Source organism: Desulfosporosinus orientis DSM 765 (genome assembly GCF_000235605.1).
In the GTDB taxonomy this organism is placed as follows: Bacteria; Bacillota; Desulfitobacteriia; order Desulfitobacteriales; family Desulfitobacteriaceae; genus Desulfosporosinus; species Desulfosporosinus orientis.
Map to the genome: position 1 here is coordinate 1,926,102 of NC_016584.1, position 19,699 is coordinate 1,945,800.

General features: G+C 44.4%; 19 protein-coding genes and 1 CRISPR repeat array. Of the genes, 13 read left to right on the forward strand and 6 right to left on the reverse strand.

The genetic code is table 11. The features are described from left to right. The first annotated feature begins 4 nt into the window (after nt 1-4). From cas2 to DESOR_RS29305, 3 genes are all read left to right on the forward strand, one after another. Nucleotides 5-295, forward strand: coding sequence for a CRISPR-associated endonuclease Cas2 (gene cas2 / locus DESOR_RS08865; protein WP_014184263.1), 291 nt, complete (start codon nt 5-7; stop codon nt 293-295). A gap of 168 nt (nt 296-463) precedes the next feature. Then, nucleotides 464-2,556: direct repeats of the CRISPR family, unit length 32 nt; unit sequence GTCGCTCCCTACATGGGAGCGTGGATTGAAAT. 439 nt (nt 2,557-2,995) lie between these two features. Continuing rightward, the gene (locus tag DESOR_RS30170) at nt 2,996-3,148 is read left to right on the forward strand and encodes a hypothetical protein (RefSeq protein ID WP_242832476.1); all 153 of its coding nucleotides are present in this window, start codon (nt 2,996-2,998) and stop codon (nt 3,146-3,148) included. 145 nt (nt 3,149-3,293) lie between these two features. Next, nucleotides 3,294-3,461, forward strand: coding sequence for a hypothetical protein (locus DESOR_RS29305; RefSeq protein ID WP_014184264.1), 168 nt, complete (start codon nt 3,294-3,296; stop codon nt 3,459-3,461). Between the two features lie 133 nt (nt 3,462-3,594). Here the strand turns inward: DESOR_RS29305 and DESOR_RS08870 are convergent, their stop codons facing one another. Both DESOR_RS08870 and DESOR_RS08875 read right to left on the reverse strand, forming a co-directional pair. Beyond that, on the reverse strand, nt 3,595-3,834 hold the full coding sequence (locus tag DESOR_RS08870) for a DUF2922 domain-containing protein (protein ID WP_014184265.1): 240 nt from the start codon (nt 3,832-3,834) through the stop codon (nt 3,595-3,597). 42 nt (nt 3,835-3,876) lie between these two features. Further along, a complete protein-coding gene (locus DESOR_RS08875; protein WP_014184266.1) occupies nt 3,877-4,101 on the reverse strand; it encodes a DUF1659 domain-containing protein in 225 nt (74 codons plus the stop codon). Nucleotides 4,102-4,238: 137 nt separating this feature from the next. On the opposite strand from DESOR_RS08875, the gene DESOR_RS08880 reads away from it, so the two are divergent. Next, a complete protein-coding gene (locus DESOR_RS08880) occupies nt 4,239-5,051 on the forward strand; it encodes a DUF3102 domain-containing protein (RefSeq protein ID WP_014184267.1) in 813 nt (270 codons plus the stop codon). 420 nt (nt 5,052-5,471) lie between these two features. On the opposite strand, the gene DESOR_RS08885 is transcribed toward DESOR_RS08880, so the two are convergent. Further along, nucleotides 5,472-6,800, reverse strand: coding sequence for an IS30 family transposase (locus tag DESOR_RS08885; protein WP_014184268.1), 1,329 nt, complete (start codon nt 6,798-6,800; stop codon nt 5,472-5,474). 198 nt (nt 6,801-6,998) lie between these two features. Between DESOR_RS08885 and DESOR_RS08890 the strand changes: the two genes are divergently transcribed. From DESOR_RS08890 to DESOR_RS08935, 9 genes are all read left to right on the forward strand, one after another. Continuing rightward, entirely contained in the window at nt 6,999-7,385 is a 387-nt protein-coding gene (locus tag DESOR_RS08890; RefSeq protein WP_014184269.1) for a MerR family transcriptional regulator, read from the forward strand. A gap of 4 nt (nt 7,386-7,389) precedes the next feature. Further along, nucleotides 7,390-7,926 (forward strand): flavodoxin family protein, encoded by a 537-nt coding sequence (locus DESOR_RS08895; RefSeq protein WP_014184270.1) that lies wholly within the window; start codon nt 7,390-7,392, stop codon nt 7,924-7,926. A 223-nt stretch (nt 7,927-8,149) separates the two neighbouring features. Further along, on the forward strand, nt 8,150-8,992 hold the full coding sequence (locus DESOR_RS08905) for an SDR family oxidoreductase (protein WP_014184271.1): 843 nt from the start codon (nt 8,150-8,152) through the stop codon (nt 8,990-8,992). A 222-nt stretch (nt 8,993-9,214) separates the two neighbouring features. After that, nucleotides 9,215-9,706 (forward strand): dehydroquinate synthase/iron-containing alcohol dehydrogenase family protein, encoded by a 492-nt coding sequence (locus DESOR_RS08910; RefSeq protein ID WP_014184272.1) that lies wholly within the window; start codon nt 9,215-9,217, stop codon nt 9,704-9,706. 51 nt (nt 9,707-9,757) lie between these two features. Further along, nucleotides 9,758-10,699, forward strand: a complete 942-nt coding sequence (locus DESOR_RS08915; RefSeq protein ID WP_242832477.1) for a LysR family transcriptional regulator — start codon at nt 9,758-9,760, stop codon at nt 10,697-10,699. 377 nt (nt 10,700-11,076) lie between these two features. After that, nucleotides 11,077-11,685 carry a TetR/AcrR family transcriptional regulator gene (locus tag DESOR_RS08920; RefSeq protein WP_014184274.1) on the forward strand — a complete coding sequence of 203 codons (609 nt, stop codon included), beginning with the start codon at nt 11,077-11,079 and terminating at the stop codon, nt 11,683-11,685. Nucleotides 11,686-11,702: 17 nt separating this feature from the next. Beyond that, entirely contained in the window at nt 11,703-14,339 is a 2,637-nt protein-coding gene (locus tag DESOR_RS08925) for a PEP/pyruvate-binding domain-containing protein (protein ID WP_014184275.1), read from the forward strand. 200 nt (nt 14,340-14,539) lie between these two features. Continuing rightward, the gene (locus DESOR_RS08930; protein WP_014184276.1) at nt 14,540-15,535 is read left to right on the forward strand and encodes an aldo/keto reductase; all 996 of its coding nucleotides are present in this window, start codon (nt 14,540-14,542) and stop codon (nt 15,533-15,535) included. Between the two features lie 12 nt (nt 15,536-15,547). Continuing rightward, nucleotides 15,548-16,390, forward strand: a complete 843-nt coding sequence (locus tag DESOR_RS08935) for an aldo/keto reductase (RefSeq protein WP_014184277.1) — start codon at nt 15,548-15,550, stop codon at nt 16,388-16,390. Nucleotides 16,391-16,399: 9 nt separating this feature from the next. Here DESOR_RS08935 and DESOR_RS08940 read toward each other — a convergent pair whose 3' ends face one another. The 3 genes from DESOR_RS08940 to DESOR_RS08950 form a co-directional block, all read right to left on the reverse strand. Beyond that, nucleotides 16,400-16,708, reverse strand: a complete 309-nt coding sequence (locus DESOR_RS08940) for a thioredoxin family protein (protein WP_014184278.1) — start codon at nt 16,706-16,708, stop codon at nt 16,400-16,402. A gap of 19 nt (nt 16,709-16,727) precedes the next feature. Continuing rightward, nucleotides 16,728-17,645 carry an NAD(P)/FAD-dependent oxidoreductase gene (locus DESOR_RS08945; RefSeq protein ID WP_014184279.1) on the reverse strand — a complete coding sequence of 306 codons (918 nt, stop codon included), beginning with the start codon at nt 17,643-17,645 and terminating at the stop codon, nt 16,728-16,730. Between the two features lie 174 nt (nt 17,646-17,819). Further along, a complete protein-coding gene (locus DESOR_RS08950; RefSeq protein ID WP_014184280.1) occupies nt 17,820-19,685 on the reverse strand; it encodes an aryl-sulfate sulfotransferase in 1,866 nt (621 codons plus the stop codon). Between the last annotated feature and the right edge of the window lie 14 nt (nt 19,686-19,699).

Here is a 19,699-nt window from a genome sequence, read left to right on the forward strand (position 1 = left end):
CAAAATTTTAGTGTTGATTACCTATGATGTAAATACGCAAACGGCAGCGGGGAGAAAGCGGTTGCGTCAGGTCGCCAAGCAATGTGTGAACTATGGGCAGAGAGTTCAGAATTCGGTTTTTGAATGTGTGCTGGATGCGGCGAAATTCCGTGAAGTCCAACATAAGCTGGAGAAGATTATTGATGTGGAGAAGGATAGCTTGAGGTTTTATTTGTTGGGGAATAATTACAAGAATAAAGTTGAGCACATCGGTGCCAAGGCTTCTTTTGATGTTGAGGATACGCTGATTATTTAGTGCGAACCTATAGTACACATAAAATCCCCGGGAGGTTCGCACCGCAAGATGTAAGGAAATTTGTTGAAGTATGTAGGAATGTGAGGACGGGGCTGTTGGTTTTGGTGTGATATGGAAGAAGATGGGTGGGAATTGTTCTTTAGGAGATAGTTTTTCCTGATTTTTGGTGTCGCTCCCTACATGGGAGCGTGGATTGAAATTTTTAACCCCAATACGCGCCATTTCGGCGTTTAAAGTCGCTCCCTACATGGGAGCGTGGATTGAAATGCTTTCCCCCGTTACCTATTGCGTGGAGGAGCTTAAGTCGCTCCCTACATGGGAGCGTGGATTGAAATTCCATGCAATCGGAAACGGCGGGAAGCGAAATATCGTCGCTCCCTACATGGGAGCGTGGATTGAAATACATTATCAGCAATCAGAGAATTCAGTGGATATGTCGCTCCCTACATGGGAGCGTGGATTGAAATGGAACCTCAACTCTAGAGACCGTGTGTCCAATGAAGTCGCTCCCTACATGGGAGCGTGGATTGAAATACCTTAACGGTACTCAGTATTCAATTGTCTTAACGTCGCTCCCTACATGGGAGCGTGGATTGAAATCCCAAATAAAACTTATCCTTTACACGTTCACAGGTCGCTCCCTACATGGGAGCGTGGATTGAAATTTAGCAGCTCCCGTAACGGTATTAGCCGCCCAGTACGTCGCTCCCTACATGGGAGCGTGGATTGAAATAGTTTTATTAATGTATTATCGGTATTCTTAGAATGTCGCTCCCTACATGGGAGCGTGGATTGAAATACTAACGGCATACGCTTGAGCAACGTCACGCATGTCGCTCCCTACATGGGAGCGTGGATTGAAATACATACATGATCTTCCCATGGGTACAGTTCCAGCCGTCGCTCCCTACATGGGAGCGTGGATTGAAATCGTTTGACAACCGGTAAGCATTACGGCTAATGCTGTCGCTCCCTACATGGGAGCGTGGATTGAAATAGTCAATACTCAGACGCGTTTTATGATGAAGTTCGCGTCGCTCCCTACATGGGAGCGTGGATTGAAATCTCTTAAGTTAGACCTTACTGGCGTAGGTACACAGTCGCTCCCTACATGGGAGCGTGGATTGAAATAGGCTTAGATTTGGGGCATAAAAAGACCGCCTCGGTCGCTCCCTACATGGGAGCGTGGATTGAAATCTTTGGTTTAGTAGCCAATCACCCCACCTCTATTGTCGCTCCCTACATGGGAGCGTGGATTGAAATTTTGTTTTGAGCTAAATCGGCATAAGCATCTCCCAGTCGCTCCCTACATGGGAGCGTGGATTGAAATCAAGTCATCGCATTTTTTAGCTGCAATTCCATTGGTCGCTCCCTACATGGGAGCGTGGATTGAAATTTTAGCTTGAGAGCACAAAAAGCAGCACATCCGCAGTCGCTCCCTACATGGGAGCGTGGATTGAAATACTTCTAATAAAGCACCTTACCCTGCCGTTTTCCAGTCGCTCCCTACATGGGAGCGTGGATTGAAATGTATATGCCGTGATGGTCATCACTCTGCACTCGAGTCGCTCCCTACATGGGAGCGTGGATTGAAATTTTAGCTGATGAGCTAAACATCACTCAACAAGCCGTCGCTCCCTACATGGGAGCGTGGATTGAAATAAGCGCAATAGAAAATGCATTAATGCGCACTGAGGTCGCTCCCTACATGGGAGCGTGGATTGAAATTTCCAGCTTAAGATGTTCAACTGCTTGCTGAATGTGTCGCTCCCTACATGGGAGCGTGGATTGAAATTTGATGACTTCATTAAGGATCGTAGACGGGATAATGTCGCTCCCTACATGGGAGCGTGGATTGAAATACTTCGTGATCACACCTTTATTTCTTAATCCCAACGTCGCTCCCTACATGGGAGCGTGGATTGAAATTGATAAGGTTGAAAAATACTCAGACCCATTAGCCTGTCGCTCCCTACATGGGAGCGTGGATTGAAATCGAATAGACTTATTTTAGAGATATGGGCCGAGGTGTCGCCCTACATGGGAGCGTGGATTGAAATACAGCAAAGATAAATAGTAATGCCAGACCACCCAGTCGCTCCCTACATGGGAGCGTGGATTGAAATGATATGTGAGCTAAGTTGTGCTAAGTTTTGGCAACGTCGCTCCCTACATGGGAGCGTGGATTGAAATAATATTTTAGTATGGTTGAAGGAGGAAAATTGAGATGTCGCTCCCTACATGGGAGCGTGGATTGAAATTTCCGGGGAATATTTAGACTACAGAGCCGGGGAACGTCGCTCCCTACATGGGAGCGTAGAACTTTTCTATTGTTAAGAAAAGTAAGGTTACAGTAAGGCTTGGACACCTTCGGTGTAAAATATCGGCTGTTCGGCTGCTTCTATGAGGTTGAGCAACAAGGCTTTCTTTACCAATGAAGCAGCTGGGGCTGGGCAATTCACAGGACCCAGCAAAAATCCCCCTCTCCCATACCTTGCAATCCCCGTCAAAAAAGCTATAATTAGGAATAGGTGGAAATTAAAAAGTCGCCGTGACCTGAAAGTGTTGCAGCACTTCCAGGCACGCGCAGGTGTACAAGGCACCTACACGTAACAGACTGTCCACGACGACATTTTTATTATACAATGCTGCCCGTTTATGCACAAGCAAGGTGCATGTGCTGCGGGTGAAGCGAGTGTAATGGAACGTCGGCAGGAGCAGACTGTGCGGCTTCACGCAGCAGGAGATTCAGCCTATTCCCGACCCAGGCAGCGGAAAGGAACTGTTCGCGTACCGGTTATTCGGATCGCTTTTCTGTTCACAGTCGGTTGTTTCCGGTGGTTAGGTGTTTAGGATTCAGCAAATAACGAAGCATAGCGCATGTGTAGGGTGAAGAAACCTCGCATGCGCTTTTTAATTTCCCCTATAAAAGCAGACGGCAGGACCGGGTCATGCCCCGGAGCCTTGCCGCTGCTTGAAATAGGGGGTATAGACTAGGATGTTGGACTATAGAAAGATGTATTTTCAGCTTGCGGCTAAAGTTGCAGATGCCATGGATATTCTTTTAATAGCACAGGAGGAGGGAGAAACGGAATTCATGAATGGAGAGCCGTTTTCTGGGCTCAAAATCATTACCATTCAAGATGAAAACCGTGATTCTGAATAGAGAAAGAATCTAAAATTCGGAATCGATTCCGAATTTGAAATACCATGTATGGGTTTCTATCCATGAGAGCGGCCCTTGGGCCGCAAAACCGGCTGCCATTGGCAGGCCGTGCATTTTCCCCGTCCGGCGGGCTTTAATACTGTGGTGGATCGTACAAATCCGTGGTTGTTGAATCCGTGATTTTTATATCTTTTTTCCCGATTAATTCACCGCCGGTGGTAACGAACATATTTTTGGCGATAATCAATTCCATAGCGGCTTCAGCTTCTGCGGCGGTTAGATCTGCCCTCGGCGCCGGCAGGGTAAGCGTAAATGTGCTCCCATGAGTTGTAGCAAAGGTCAGCCGAAGGGTCTTCTGCTGCGTATTTGCCATCCAGAATCCCCCCTCTAGTTTATGATCAATTTTAACAAAGATCTATTCCTCAGCCAGGTCAAAGCGGTTATTCCTGGTAACGGATACCAACGGGTATTCCAGCAAAGCAAATAATGTGGCTGCTGCTTGATAAAGATCCTCATCGGACACGTCCATCTTCAGTCCGGAAAAGGTTTTTTGCCGGAATACCGGGGAACCGTCGGCAGTCGTACCGGTCTGATAACGGACAACCATCTCGGTTTCCACCCCTGACGAAATAATAGGCATGGATAATCCTCCCTTATTTTTGTCACAAGTGAGGGCTTGAACACATAGGCTATGAGTGAGGTTGTTCAAATCTGTCTTGTCTTATGGGAGCTTTTCTATGGGAAAAGCTTATAAATAAGCAGAGGAGTTCGAAAACCATGGCGAACGTTATTGCTGAGCGGACGCTGCAGATTATCGCGGCTGAAATTAACAGTATTAAAGATCAGGCCGGCAGAATGCTGCTTTACAGATCTGTTGAGATCGGACGGCGTCTGACGGAGGCCAAATCCATGGTCAAGCATGGCGAATGGGGAAAGTGGCTGGAAAATTCGGTGAGTTACTCCCAAAGCACGGCCAATAAGCTCATGCGTCTCTATGAAGAGTATGGGGCCAAGCTCACCGCTGCCCGGGACGGTTCAAATTCGGATTCGTATCCGAATTTAAGCTACACTCAGGCGATTATCCTCCTGGGAGTTCCCGAAGAAGAACGGGAGTCCTTCATGGCAGAGAATGATGTGGCCGGCATGTCGACCCGGGAGCTTAAGCAGGCAGTCAGGGAAAGGGACGAGGCCCTTAACGAGAAAACGGAGCTGCAAAATGCTCTGACCGCCAATCAAGGCGCAGTCACAGAAATAACATCTGAGCGGGACGAGTTGAGAAAACAGGCATCAGGTCTCCAAGCGGCCATCCAAACGAAAGAGTTAACCATTAAGACGTTACAGGAAAAACTGGCCGCAGCCAAGGAGGACGAGGCTTCAGCTGGGAAAATCGCCGCCCTGGAAAAGGATATTAAAGCCGCTCAGGTCAAGCTGTCGGCCAATAAAGTCAGTTTTCTCTACAATAATATAGCCAATGAATTCGAAGAGCTGCTGAAGGAACTGACTAAGTTAGCCCCGGCGGACCCGGAAGCTCATGAAAAGTATAAGGGTGAGGTAAGCGGGCTGATCGGGAAAATAGGGGAGAGACTGTAAGGCTGCAGCCAATAAGACGCCTAATGCAATAAGAATCAAAATAGCAATCGAGATTATTTCTACACCGACTCCGGACACGACCGCACCATAGCCATATTTAAAGTAAATGCTCGTAAACAAGACCTTTGCTGTTCGCAAGGTCTTGTTGTATTCAGACTGAAATCATTTAACGGAAATCAACTTTCACGTTAAATGAAAAGGTAAATTCTCGATTCTGCCAAAGCATTGAAGATGCAAGGCTAAGGTCAACTCATTTTGCTTTACAGGAGTAGAAAATAGGCTGTATAATGCCACTAAAGAGATCTTATCTCTGTTTTTCCCATGAGAAACAGACATCTGAAACAGTGTGCAAAACTAAATTCCACATGTCGTTGTCGTGCAGGACTAAATTCGGCAGTGGATTCCCCCGCGAGATGAGTGTTATTTCAAGAGCGATTGTTTTAGAGTGACCTCATCCGGAGGAATTTGAACCAGTTTCAGAAGATCATGCAACTTAGGATTTAAAAGCAAAAGAGACAGCCTGAACGGAGTGCAGCCGTTCAGGCTGTCTCTTGCTTCGCTGTTGATGTGGTTCATTAACAGAGTAGCATCGTTCTGGTCGTAAGCATCCAGACTCTGCCCCTTGGGAATGACATAGCGCAGGTATTCATGGTTCTTCTCAAGCATTCCTTTCTGCCAGGAACTGTTTGGATTACAGTAAAAGATCCGGGTCCGGCTTGCCCCGTGACGATTGCATTCCAATCGTTGAGGGTTCTGAAATTCAGTTCCGTTATCGGTAAGGATGAGCGGGAAAAGGTCCTGGAAGGTTGGGACCCCCAGCTTTTCCGAAAGCGTATCAAAGACTTCAGTAACGCATTCCTGAGTTTTTTCGGCGAGAACAAAGATCAGCATCAGGGAACAGTTTCGGAAAAACAGGGTTAAAAAGGCCTGCTTACTATTCCCGCGCCCGCCTTCCACGGTGTCCATCTCCACCACTGAAGAGGAAGGGGCCTTTTTCATCAGAGCACAGAAATCATCATAAGTGCGATTGATTCGGAATTCCCTGGCCGCGAGGCTCACTCGGGTTCCTTGCTTGCGTTCCTTGCATTTGTAACGGACTCGTCGTCTCAAATCGATATTCCTGGCGGTAAAGACCCCTTGATCGATGTAATTGTAAAGCGTTCTGCGGCAGCAGGGGATTTCATGGCCGTGATGGGCATAAATGTGGGCTAGAGATTGCCCCTGTTTTAACAAAGGAGAAATGAGGTCATCGAGCAGGGCGATGTCAGCCGGAGACTGGTTAATCCCGTTGCGGCAGGAAACTAAAAGATCCTGGGATGCCTCATCGGCCCGCTGGGCGGAATAGAGGGCATGCTGAAGCGAACAGCGTTTAAACTTAGGGCACCCATTACAGACATAAGGAGCCTTCTGAATTTTAGGGCAGACGGTGGCTGTATAATCGGGGCAGATTTCCTGACAGTCCGCTTCACGGGAGGGATCATAACAGGCTTTGCAGAGTTTGACACAATCCTTTTTGTCACAGAGAAAGCGGATCTGACAGTTCTTTTTAAGAAGGCAGGGAAGCTTTTTTGAAGGAGTTTCCCGATCGGGAAAGTAGCGGTATTTCCTGATTTCCTTAGCCACTGTACTGGGGTGCTTGGCAATTCTTCTGGCAATAGAAGCCAAGGATTCCCCATCCAGTAATCCCTTTTCGATCTTAATACGTTGGGTCGTTGTTAAGTGTTTACCATCATAATTCGTGTTAGCCATAATGACCTCCTCGGGTGAGGAGGAATCCACTGCCTATCCATTGTATCAAAAACTAGTGCAAGACTAACATCATGAAACACGAATTAACTACTGCCATCACGAATTTACCTTTTCATTTAACGGAAATCAACTTTCAAAATGCTTGACTTGGAGTTAACTCCAGGTGATATGGTTGTTAAGACGAGGAGGTAATCTCATATGACGATTGCAGAAGTCAGTGAAAAATACGATCTTTCACAGGATACACTTCGCTATTATGAACGCATCGGACTGATTCCTCATGTTAACCGCAATAAAAGCGGAATCAGGGATTATACGGAAGAGGATTGCAGGTGGGTCAAATTTATTAAATGTATGAGAAATGCTGGCCTTCCAATTGAAGCATTAATTGAGTATGTTGCGCTGTTCCAACAGGGAGATGTAACTATTGGAGCTAGAAAAGAGCTTTTGACCGAGCAGCGTAAGCAACTACTTCAAAAAATGGAAGATATGCAGAAAACACTGGAACGCTTGAATTACAAAATTGAGAGCTATGAACAGTCGGTGGTTAAAAAGGAAAAAGAGCTAAAAAGAACGGAGGATTAGTTTTATGGCTAAAAAAGTATTGGTGCTTTCCGCAAGCCCGAGAAAAGGTGGAAATTCTGATTTGCTTTGTGACCAGTTTATATTCGGTGCAAACGAGGCAGGCTATCAGACAGAAAAGATTTTTTTGAGAGATAAAAAGATTGGTTACTGTACCGGCTGTGAGTCATGCTATACCAGCCATAATTGTGTTCAGAAAGATGACATGGCGGGGATTCTAGAAAAAATGATCAGCGCTGATGTCATTGTCATGGCGACACCGGTTTATTTCTATACCATGAACGCGCAAATAAAAACGTTGATTGATAGAACGGTACCTAAATATCAAGAAATCACTAGCAAGGAATTCTATTTCATTGTCTCAGCTGCCGACAGCAGTGAGCAGGCCATGGAAAGGACGATTGACGGTTTTCGCGGATTTATGTTATGTCTGAAGGATGCAAAAGAAAAGGGAGTTGTCTACGGCGTCGGCGCATGGCGCAAGGGAGACATTAAGGGCAGCGCTGCTATGAAGCAGGCCTTTGAAATGGGAAAGAGTATATAAATTTAAACCACAAACGGAGGTAACTATGAAAGTATTATTAGTGAATGGAAGTCAATGCCCGTTATTTCATTAAGGTATTGGAACATGGTACAACACGGCATACACCTGAGGACGTGAAAAAAGATTTAGAGGGGCTGCAAATAACCCATGAATTATCATGGCCGTTGAAGGCGAGACTAAATAGATGGATTTTGAAGAGTGCATTTAAAGGAGAAATAGTCGCATGAAAGAAGTAATGATTTGGACCGGTGCCGGTCAAATTGGTATGGCTATTGCCAGAAGAGTGGGCTTTGGCAAAAAGCTTGTTGTTGGCGATAAGAAGCTGGAGAATGCGCAGGCTATTGCTAAAATTATGAATGATGCTGGATTTGACGTGATCCCGATGGAGATGGATCTCTCATCCAGAGATTCCATCCGAAGTCTGATTGCGGAAGCACATAAGTATGGTGAAATCTCTATGTTAGTTAATGCTGCTGGTGTTTCCCCCAGCCAGGCACCGATTGAAGCGATTTTGAAGGTGGATTTGTACGGCACAGCTGTTCTGCTGGAGGAAGTCGGGAGGGTTATTAAGGATGGTGGTACTGGTGTGACAATTTCCAGTCAGTCCGGTCACCGGATGCCTGCACTTAGTGAGGAAGTGGATGAGCAGCTGGCTTGTACTCCGACGGAAGATCTTCTGAAACTGGAAGTGCTTCAGCGGTCGAATATCAAAGATACCTTGCACGCCTATCAGATGGCGAAACGCTGCAACGAAAAGAGGGTTATGGCGGAATCTATAAAATGGGGTGCCAGAGGTGCGCGAATCAATTCTATCTCTCCGGGAATCATTGTTACCCCGCTGGCCATTGATGAGTTTAACGGCCCCAGAGGTGATTTCTACAAGAATATGTTTGCCAAATGCCCGGCAGGCCGTCCGGGAACAGCAGATGAGGTAGCCAATGTGGCAGAACTGCTGATGAGTCCCCAGGGAGCATTTATCACTGGTGCGGACTTCTTAATTGATGGCGGTGCAACAGCCTCCTATTTCTATGGTCCCTTAAAGCCACAGGTATCAAGTGAAACTTGATTCAGGTGGAGTTTAGACTCCATCTGAATCTTAGTTGAACTTATCCAGGGATGTAGCCGTTCTTTACTCATCCTCACTGCTTAAGAAATCGTTTGTAGTTTGCAGTTCGGCGAAAATATCCACTGGATATTTTCGTACTTATAGAAGATGGGAGTATTAGAACGGGTAGTCATCGGATAAACAGACAAGATGAATTAAGAAAAGATAAAAAGGAGAAAAAACATGATCAACAATTTTATTTATTCTGCGCCAACAAAGATTTACTTTGGAGAGAGCCTTGAAAATCTGGGGAGTGAACTGAAACAGTATGGTAATAGAGTTCTTATGACTTACGGAGGAGGCTCCATCAAAAAAATCGGATTGTACGATGCTTTCTATGACATCACCCATGGGTTAGGACTTGCGATTCTGACGCCTAGGTGGATGGAGTATATTCTTGATGAGACCACCGCACCAAAGTTCTATCAGTTTGGTGTCAATGTGTTTGGCATTGACAAGGATCTTCCTGCATTGGAAGTTGGCAAAAAGGCTATTGAAATGCTGTCCGATTTCTTCTTTAATACTCTCGGTTTAAAGAGTAACTTGACAGAAATCGGCATTGATGATTCCAAGTTTGAAATAATGGCAAAGAAATCCTGTGGAAACGGAATGATGCCGGGCTATAAGCAACTGAATCAGCAGGATGTTGAAAATATCTTTAAGATGTGTCGTTGAGAGAGCAGGTTGGATGTCGGGGAGGAAAAGGCTGGTTTACGGAAAGCTGACATGGTTTATTTAATAGAAGATACGTGTGAAAGGAAGGTGATGATCGTGTATAATCCTCAGCTTGATACATTTATACGTGTGGCGGATGCTGGAAGTTTCAGCAAGGCTGCCGAAAATATGTATATCACACCTTCAGCTGTTATAAAGCAAATAAACCTGTTGGAGAATGAACTTGGGTTACAGTTGTTTGAGAGGACTCATCGAGGTCTCAGCCTCACGGAGGCAGGAAAGTCCCTCTATCAGGATGCAAAATACATTATTCAATACTGTGATGAATCCATCATCCGTGCTAAAAATGCGATGCAGAAGAAAGAAAGCATTATTCGCATTGGAACATCTCTTATGACGCCTCCTCAGTTTCTTGTGGAATTATGGCCGAAGATTCACGAGCATTACCCGGACCTCAAATTTCAGTTTGTTCCCTTTGAAAATACCCCGGAAAATGCAAGAGAAATACTGAAAAATCTCGGTCAAAACTTTGACATTGTCGCAGGTATCTTTGACCAGAACCTTCTCAATCTACGGGAATGTGAGGGAACAGAGATTTCAAGAGAGCCTATATGCTGTGCCGTATCGGTTAATCACAGGCTTGCAGGGAAGTGTAAGCTGACGGTGCAGGATTTATACGGCGAAAACCTTATGCTGATTTATCGGGGCTGGAGCAGCTATATAGATAAGCTGAGGGACGACTTGATGGAGCATCACTCACAAATTCATATCGTTGACTTTGATTTTTACGATGTGAATGTCTTTAATCAATGCGAATACACCAACGACCTGCTCATGGCTATTGACAAATGGGAAAATGTGCATCCGCTTTTAAAGATTATCCCTGTCGAATGGGACTACACGATGACCTTTGGAATTCTTCATTCTCCGAATCCATCGGAGAGGGTACAGCGTTTCCTTAAAGCCTTACAGCTTGTGGTGTCAACTAAATAATAAGGTATTACCTTTGGGTATAAACTGAAAGAAAATCCGAGACTTCTTATGAGGTCTCGGTTAAGTTTTGATATAGATATACAAAAATTATTGAGGGAGAAGAAAGAGGTATGAAAAAAAGAATCTTAGGAGTAACAGAGGCGTAAACCCGAATGATACTGGGTTGCGTCTCTTGTCTATTTGATACGGGTACCTAAAATGGCTATTTATGTCGAGTTCTTTTTCATCCTGTCAAGTTACTGTATTGTAATTGCATTTCAGAAATAGACGAAGTATACTACTATAAATAGTATAATATTAAACAAAGTCAAAATTGTGTTACAAAAAGGGAAGTTTGGATTTATTCCTTAATAGACAATAATTTAGGAGTTTGAATTATGGGAGATGCAAAGATACCTAACCGTATGGAAAAGAAAAAAAAGCAGACCAGAATTAAAATAATTGAAGTAGCTATGAGTCTGTTTGAAAAACAAGGGTTTTCTCAAACCACAATGGAACAAATCGCTGACGTCGCTGACGTGGCTAAAGGAACGCTGTACAATCATTTTTCATGCAAAGAAGCGATCGTCTCTGCTTATGTCCAGACAGTTAATAACCAGACGATACCGGTACTTAAGGACCTTCTAAGCGACTTGCCAAATACGCGCTCGCGGCTGTTAAAAGTGTTACTACAGGTTTTCGACTGGGGTAAGCTAAACCGCGAGTTAGTTATGATCTATTTTTCTTTTAGGATGCAGAATCTGGTTAAAGGACTGCCTGAGCCAGGTGAACGCAGTGGTTTTGCCGAGATCTTAGCTATGATTTTCAGGCAGGGTCAATTAGATGGCGAACTTAGGGAAGGTGTTTCTGCTGAGTACTTAGCAAACTACTTTAACATGATTTATTTTAGGATTCTCATCGAGTGGCTTAGTCTGCCTGACAAGTATCCGCTACAGGAACAGTTGGCAACAAATATTGATCTATTTTTAAATGGGGTGAAAAGATAAATTGAGGGGGGAACAGGGTGAAAAGGGATGAACAGTATATTCTTGGTTGGGAACAAGCGTTTGTAAGCGGGGTAGAACACTGCGGCGGTAAAGGCTGGAACTTGAGCAGAATGGCCCGGTACGGGTTTAAGGTGCCGAAGGGGGGAATAATCACTGCTGCAGCCTTCATACTTTTTGTCGAAGAAAATGGCCTCGCCCAACAATTAAGGGACGTTTCAGAATCTTTTCGGAGCACCGGCAATGATGAACTGGCCCTGGCTCAAAAGCTGGACTCACTTAAGAAGAGTTTTTTTACAGCCCGCGTTCCGGAGCCGGTTGTTACACAAGTTTCTCACTTTCTTGCACAACTCGATATAACTGACAAACCCCTAGCCATACGATCCTCTGCCTCAGGTGAAGACTCGCCTAAGGCTTCCTTTGCCGGAATTCACGATTCTTTTCTTAATGTACAGGGTTTAGACAAGATACTTTCGGCTATTAAGAGGTGTTATGCCTCACTGTGGAGTATGCGAGCCCTGGCCTACCGACAAAAGATGGGTTTTGCTGACCAGGAAGTCCTCCCGTCCGTGGTGATAATGGAGATGGTTGATGCCAAATCCTCGGGAGTTGGTTTTAGCTGCAATCCCCAAAGCGGTCGGTTGGACCAAATAGTGATTGAAGCCAATTTCGGTCTGGGTGAATCTATAGTCGGGGGCAGCACTGAACCAGACCAATATATTGTTAATTACAACCTCGAATTAATTGAGAAGAAAATTGGACATAAACTGTTTGTCACCATAGCCCGGGAAGATGGAGAAACTCAGTTGGTTCCTATTCCTCAATCCCTGAATCCGGACGGACAGGTGCTGAGTGACCCGGAAATAATTGAACTTAGCGTTTTGATTGCCAGAGTATATAAGGCCCTGGGGGAAGGTGAAGTGCAGCAGGATGTGGAGTGGGCATTTAATGGAAAGCATTTCTTTATTTTGCAAGCACGTCCTGTAACTGGGCAGGCCAGCTATACTTATCCTATTCTAAAAGATCAGCCGGATATCTGGTCCAATGGCAACTTCAAAGATACCTGCCCCATGGTATTCTCGGCCTTCCTGCACCGTCCGATGATTTCAGCAATAAACAATTTGCTGGCAGTAGTGCCCAAAGAATTGGGCTATCCAGCCCTTGAAGGAAGGCAGTACTGCCGCTTTTTCGCCGGTAGGATTTATCTGAACATTGCTTTGTTGCAGTGGGAATATTATGATATCCTGGGTTTTTCTCCGGCAGAAACAAATGCCCAAGTTGGCGGACACCAGGAGGAAATCCAGGTGCCGAGGCTGACCGGCAGGCAACGCCTTGCGACCACCGTGAATAAGCTAAAAATGTTCCGGCTGATGCTGAGGGTTCGGAAAGATGCGCAGCAATTATTCCGGGGTGTCCGACAGTGGGGTAAAGAATTGCTTGAAAAAGATCTACTGGCTTTAAACGATCGGGAGATGGTTAAAGCCCTCATAACGATTAACACAGAGGTAGAACCTTTTGTTAAAATAGGGCTCCTTAATAGTAATGCTGTTATGCTTATGGACACGGTCGTTAATGCTTTGAAAAGGGATTATGGAGAAAAAGCCTGGGCAATTGCCAATAGCCTATTGGTGGGAAAGGCTAAACTTCCCAGTGCGGAACAAGGTTATCGGTTAATTGAATTGGCCGAGACCGCCCATGGTGACCGGTCTGCGCGAAAGTACTTTGCTTCTCAACCCTTTCAACCCTTAGCATGGGAAACCTTGTTGCCGGAGGACTCTGTCTTTAAACGCATGTTCAAAGAGTATCTGGCTGAATTTGGTCACCGGGCGGTTTATGAAGTGGACTGGGAGAATCCGCGCTGGCGGGAGGACCCGACATATTTGCTGGAATACATTAAAGAGATTATGGTTAGTGCCGATTTGGGGAAATTTAAAGCTGAGCAGCAGACCAAATCCGAGCAGGGCGAATTACTATACAAAAAGAAGGTACCTTTGTACCGTCGCTGGCGGATAAACTGGTTGTTGCGCCAAGCGATAAGAGGTATTGAACTCAGAGAAGAAGGAAAATCAGAAATGGCCCGGCTAGTAGAGCCAAGCCGGTATATCACTCTTTGCATCGGTCAAAGGTTAAAGAAACGGGGGTTAATAGCGGAGATTAATGATGTATTTCATTGCTCTTTTCCGGATATTTTTGCGATGTTATTAGGGTACTGGGACGGTACTGGAATCAGGACTTTGATCGGGGACCGAAAACAACGGAAAATTGAGTTGGAACAGCTTGAGCCACCGGATTTGATCATCAATGGAAAAGCCAACAATGCTCCGGCTATTCCAGTAGGAGAAGGTAATGTGCTGAGCGGTCTGGGAGTTGCTTCAGGAAGGGCTCAAGGTAAAGCAAGGCTGCTGTACCGGCCTGAAGAGGGAATTGGACAAGGAGATGTTCTTGTAGCTCCTTCCACAGATCCCGGTTGGACACCATTGTTTCTAAAGGCGGCGGGTATAGTTATGGAAACCGGTGGCTTTTTATCCCACGGAGCAACCGTGGCCAGGGAATACGGGATACCGGCTGTGGTCAACGTCCCTGGGGCCATGAAATTCATCAAGGACGGGGATGAACTGATTGTAGACGGTGACTTGGGCAAAGTTTTTAAGGCATAGTTCAGCCTCTGATGTCACATATAAGGAATCTAATAAGGATGGCAATTCACAGGCTTGCAGGAAAGAGTAAGCTTGTTGTGTCAACTGAATAATAAGTTATTACCTTTGGGTATAAACTAAAAGAAAATCCGAGACTTCTTATGAGGTCTCGGTTAAGTTTTAATATAGATATACAAAAATTATTGAGGGAGAAGAAAGCTATGAAAAAAAGAATCTTAGGAAAAGGTTTGGAGGTGTCAGCCATTGGGCTAGGCTGCATGGGATTGAGTCATGCCTACGGTGCACCAACAGAAAAGAATGAAGCTATCCGCTTGATTCATGAAGCTGCTGATAAGGGATACACTTTCTTTGATACTGCGGAGATTTACGGTACGCAGGACAATCCACACGATAATGAAATCCTTGTTGGTGAGGCTTTGAAGCCCTATCGGAATAAAGTGGTTGCCACGAAATTTGGAATTAAGTTTGATACAACCAGCAAGCAGGTACCATATCCTATCGTCCCGGATTCCAGGCCTGAAAGAATCCGTGCATCGGTAGAAGGTTCCCTGAAACGGCTGCAAACAGACTGTATTGATTTATATTATCAGCACCGTATTGATCCGAAGGTGCCTGCCGAAGAAGTAGCCGGTGTAATGACTGATTTGATTAAAGAAGGCAAAATTAAGCACTGGGGAGTATCAGAGGCGAACGAGGAGTATATCAGAAAGGCTCATGCTGTCTGCCCCATCACAGCGGTCGAAAATCGTTATTCAATGATGGCCCGCCACTATGAGCCGCTGTTTCCTGTCTTAGAAGAGCTCGGCATTGGCTTTATCGCATTCTCGCCGATGGCAAACGGATTCTTGACCGGAAAATATAGTAAAGGAATGATGTTTGACAAGCGTTATGATTACCGGGCAGCAATGCCGCAGTTTAGCGATGAGGCGATTAATAAGAATCAGGCACTGCTTGGATTGCTTCAGCAGATGGCTAGTGAGAAAAATGCGACACCTGCGCAGATTTCTATGGCGTGGATGATGTGCAAGAAGCCTTGGATTGTTCCCATTCCCGGCACAAGAAAGAGTGAACGCTTAAATGAAAATGCAGGTGCAGCGGATGTGGACCTTTCAATAAAGGAAGTGGCAAAGCTGGACAAGGCTCTGGACGAAATGGAAATGTCTGAGGTTTTTGGCGGCTCAAAAATCAAACAATAGGAGGAGAAAAACATGGAGTATGTCGTGTTAAACAATGGCGTGAAGATGCCGAAATTAGGTTATGGTGTCTATCAGGTTACACCGGAAGAGTGTGAACGTTGTGTTCTGGATGCCATCAGCGTAGGCTATCGTTCCATCGATACGGCACAGGCTTACGGAAATGAAGAGGGTGTCGGCAATGCCATCGAGAAATGCGGAGTGCCTCGGGAGGAACTCTTCATCACAACGAAGGTATGGATTTCCAATAGCGGCTATGAAAAGGCTAAGGCATCGATCGAGGAATCCTTGAGAAAGCTGAAAACCGAATATATTGATTTGCTTCTCATCCATCAGCCGTTCAATGATTATTACGGAACCTATCGTGCGATGGAGGAAGCCTACAAGGAAGGCAAAATCCGTGCCATCGGTGTTTCCAACTTTTATCCTGACAGACTGATTGACCTGTGCCATTTCGTTGAGATTATGCCGACGGTGAATCAGGTGGAAACTCACGCATTCCAGCAGCAGGCAGAAGCCCATGAAATCATGAAGAAATATGAAGTACAACATGAATCTTGGGGGCCGTTTGCTGAGGGGCGTAAGGATTTCTTTACCAATCCTGTTCTGAATGAAATCGGTGCGAAGTATCACAAATCGGCAGCGCAGCTTGCGCTTCGCTTCCTGCTTCAGAGCGATGTAGTGGTGATTCCGAAATCCACCCACAAGGAGCGTATGCTTGAGAATATCAATGTATTTGACTTCGAGCTGACCGAAGATGACATGCAAGCTATCCGTGCTTTAGACGAGAAAGAGAGTGCGTTCTTCTCACATTATGACCCAGCTACAGTGGAGATGCTGACTGGATTGGTTAGATAATATTATTCTTTAACTAATCATTTGGATAATTTTTGGTTTTTGTTGTAACCCTTTAATTCGTGTTACTTCTTGACCATTATTAAAAAGGATCATGGTAGGATAGCTCTCAACACTATATCTTTCGACTGTTTCTTTGTTAGTATCAAAATCTATGGTTACGATTTCCACACCATCAACAATTTTAGCCACATCTTTTAATACAAAACCTAACATTTTGCAAGGACCACAGGTTTTAGAATAGAAATCCACCAGTACCTTGCCCTGGTTCACTAGTTGATCCAATTCTTCACCCTTGATTTCTCTTACTTCAACCGCCATTAAAAATCATCCTTTGTTCTTAATTTAGTTTTTCAATATATTTTGCTGCCGATTGAGCGGCGATTGCGCCATCACTGCAAGCGGTAACTATTTGTCTTAGATGCTTACTGATAATATCTCCTGCACCGTAAATACCTGGTACCTTAGTAGCCATAAATGCATCCGTCTCAATATATCCATAATCATTAACAATTCCTAACTCCTTAAAGGCATCTGCTGTAGGTTTTAAACCAATGTATTCAAAGGCACCATCGGCGTTTACAATGATTTCTTCCCCGGTTTTTGTGGATTTTGCCTTTATTCCTACAAACTTATCCGTACCCAAGAATTCTAAGATATCGTGATATTCATATATTTTGACATTAGGCAATGCCCTTAATTTATTACAAGCTAACGGATCAGCTGTTAAATCAAATAAAGTAACAACGATTACTTCATGGGCCAGGCTTGCTAGATAAATGGCTTCCTCAACAGCTGAGTTGCCTCCTCCAATAACAATCACTTTTTTATTCCGATAATGAGGCCCATCGCAAATTGCACACCAGCTGATACTTGAGCCTGCAAAGTTCAATTCACCAGCTACTCCAAGCATTCTTGGCTTAGTGCCGGTAGCAATAATAACTGCCTTAGCCTCAAACGTGTGACCTTCTTCACAGATTAGCTTTTTAACACTTTCTTCCGATTGGATGGCAGTTACGGTACCATAATCAAAATTAACCCCAAGCTCTTGGGTGTGTTCAAACATTTTTATGGCAAGTTCTGCTCCATTTACGGTTCCCATCCCTGTGTAGTTTTGAATTTCAAAAGTATTAACAATCTGCCCCCCTGGAGCCAATTTATCTAATAGTAATACATTTAAATTAGCCCTTGCTGCATAAATAGCAGCCGTCATACCAGCAGGACCAGAACCGATGATTGCCACATCATAAACCGTCATTCATATTGCGCCTCCATAAAAGTCTTAAAGTATTATTCTTATACTAATTCTATCAATTAAGGAAAGGACTCATTTATAACCTAGACAACACTTTTAAAAATTTACTTAAATTATTGAGGTTCATTGAGAAAGCACTAAGTAATTGCTTAGTGCTTTCTCTTTAGTTAATAACACTTAGAGTTTAATAGTAACACCTGTTTCGTATTTATAGGCATCTACGATTAAGGATACTCTAAATCCTCCAGCTAATCCTTCTCGGCTGACGGGGAATTCTACTGCCCGATCATCGCTTTCTTGGAAAGTCCCAACGCACATGGCTAAGAAGGGACGTTTGGTAGTCGGTACAAAGTAACTATGGGTTGTCTCGCCTTCCAGTTGCAGCAGAACCATTTGGCCTTTCTCAAAGGTTGCTTTAAAGATCAGTCTGTCTTCTTCCAACCCAAGTTTGACATTATATTTTTCGGGCACCATGCCACCTTCCTCTGCAGGCGGTATGGTTGTGAACTCTTCAGTAACACCTAAAGTACCTAATAATTCACCTTTACCGAGGGTTAATACATCTTCAGCAGCGTAAAGCTTTAATTTTTCAGCACGATAGTAGTTAGCAGGTAATTGCATTTCATACATCATGACATCGTCTTTGAGTTCAACGGTAATGGAGTTAAAGACAACCTTTTTCTCATCTTCGCCCCTGAATTGTACAGGCGGCTTATTTAAAGCCTCGCCATCAATTGAACCAATACCGCCAGAGTGTATCAGGTAGTGGCCTTCATCATAGTATTCTACATTGCAGATGTAAGTAGAGAAGAATTCTGCGCCTCTTTCTTTACCATATTGCCATACTTGTTCAATTTCCATCTTCTTGGTATCAATTCGGTAGCGTACACCACGAGAAAAGTTATCATTGGCTGTAACATAATTTTCTTTAATCTTGGATCGCCAGTGACCATTATCAAAGGCCATGATGTCACCATTGGGGCATACTACACAAGCATGCTGCTCGTATTGCCAGTCGAACTCGCCTTTGCCCACAGGCTTAAAGAAATAGTTATCAACTAACTCTTTAGGCCAACCTTCTGGGTCGCCAATAATCCAGTTTAGTGCGCCCGTCTCAAAGTCTAGGTTAATAATTATATCTTGGTGGCGTCCAGATAAGGTCAAAGAGTTGGTCTTTTTATCGTACCAAACGGCATTGTTATGAAACCAGTCATGGCTATCTTGACTACCGGAGCCACCTGCATTGGTGGGGAGTACCTTCTGGTAATCCCAGCTCTTGATAATTTGTCCAGTTTTACGGTCAACCAAAACGCACATATCTTCAACAGTACCTCTAGGAAGATCCTGAGAAAGAATTAAGAGATTACCATCTTCCATCTCAAATTGGTCATGGTGATAACCGCTGGGCAAACGGTACTCTTTATAGATTTTACCAATCATACCCATTTCGTAGAGACCTGTAGTATGGTAAGGAGGGGTAACCAAGCGGTGGGTACCAAGTAATAGCCTGCCGTTTTTTGCTCTCTTAATATCGAAGGCGAAGTTTAAGCTGCCATACCAGCGAACATCACCATTATAGTCATAGCCTGCAGTGGCCGCAGTGGATGTGGGGCTAACAAACATAATATTGTCTTCGAAATAGTCTGCAGTAGTATTAATTTGAGTTGGCAGCTTCACTATTTCAGGTGCAGCTTCTGTTTGAATAGTAATCACGTTTGTCTTACCATCACCCAGTGCCAATTCTACTTTGTTAGCATAATTAGCATAGAGACCGTAAACAGGAATCAGATGCTCGATGGCTGTAGGGAAGTTAAAGCAGATATCCCCATTCTTATCTTTTCCTTTGACAGTGATGGTTACAGTAGTGGGTTGTGCTGTTTTAAACATTACTAGGGCTGTTAAAGGAGCAATGATATAAGGATTTAATTTGACGTAGGGGTTGTTAAAACTATATTCCCCTTTTTGGTATTCGGTCAGAAAAGCTTGTTCTGCCTGGTATTGTTCTGTAATAATGTGGTCAAATGATTTAAATTTTACTGACACAATCTGTTTCCTCC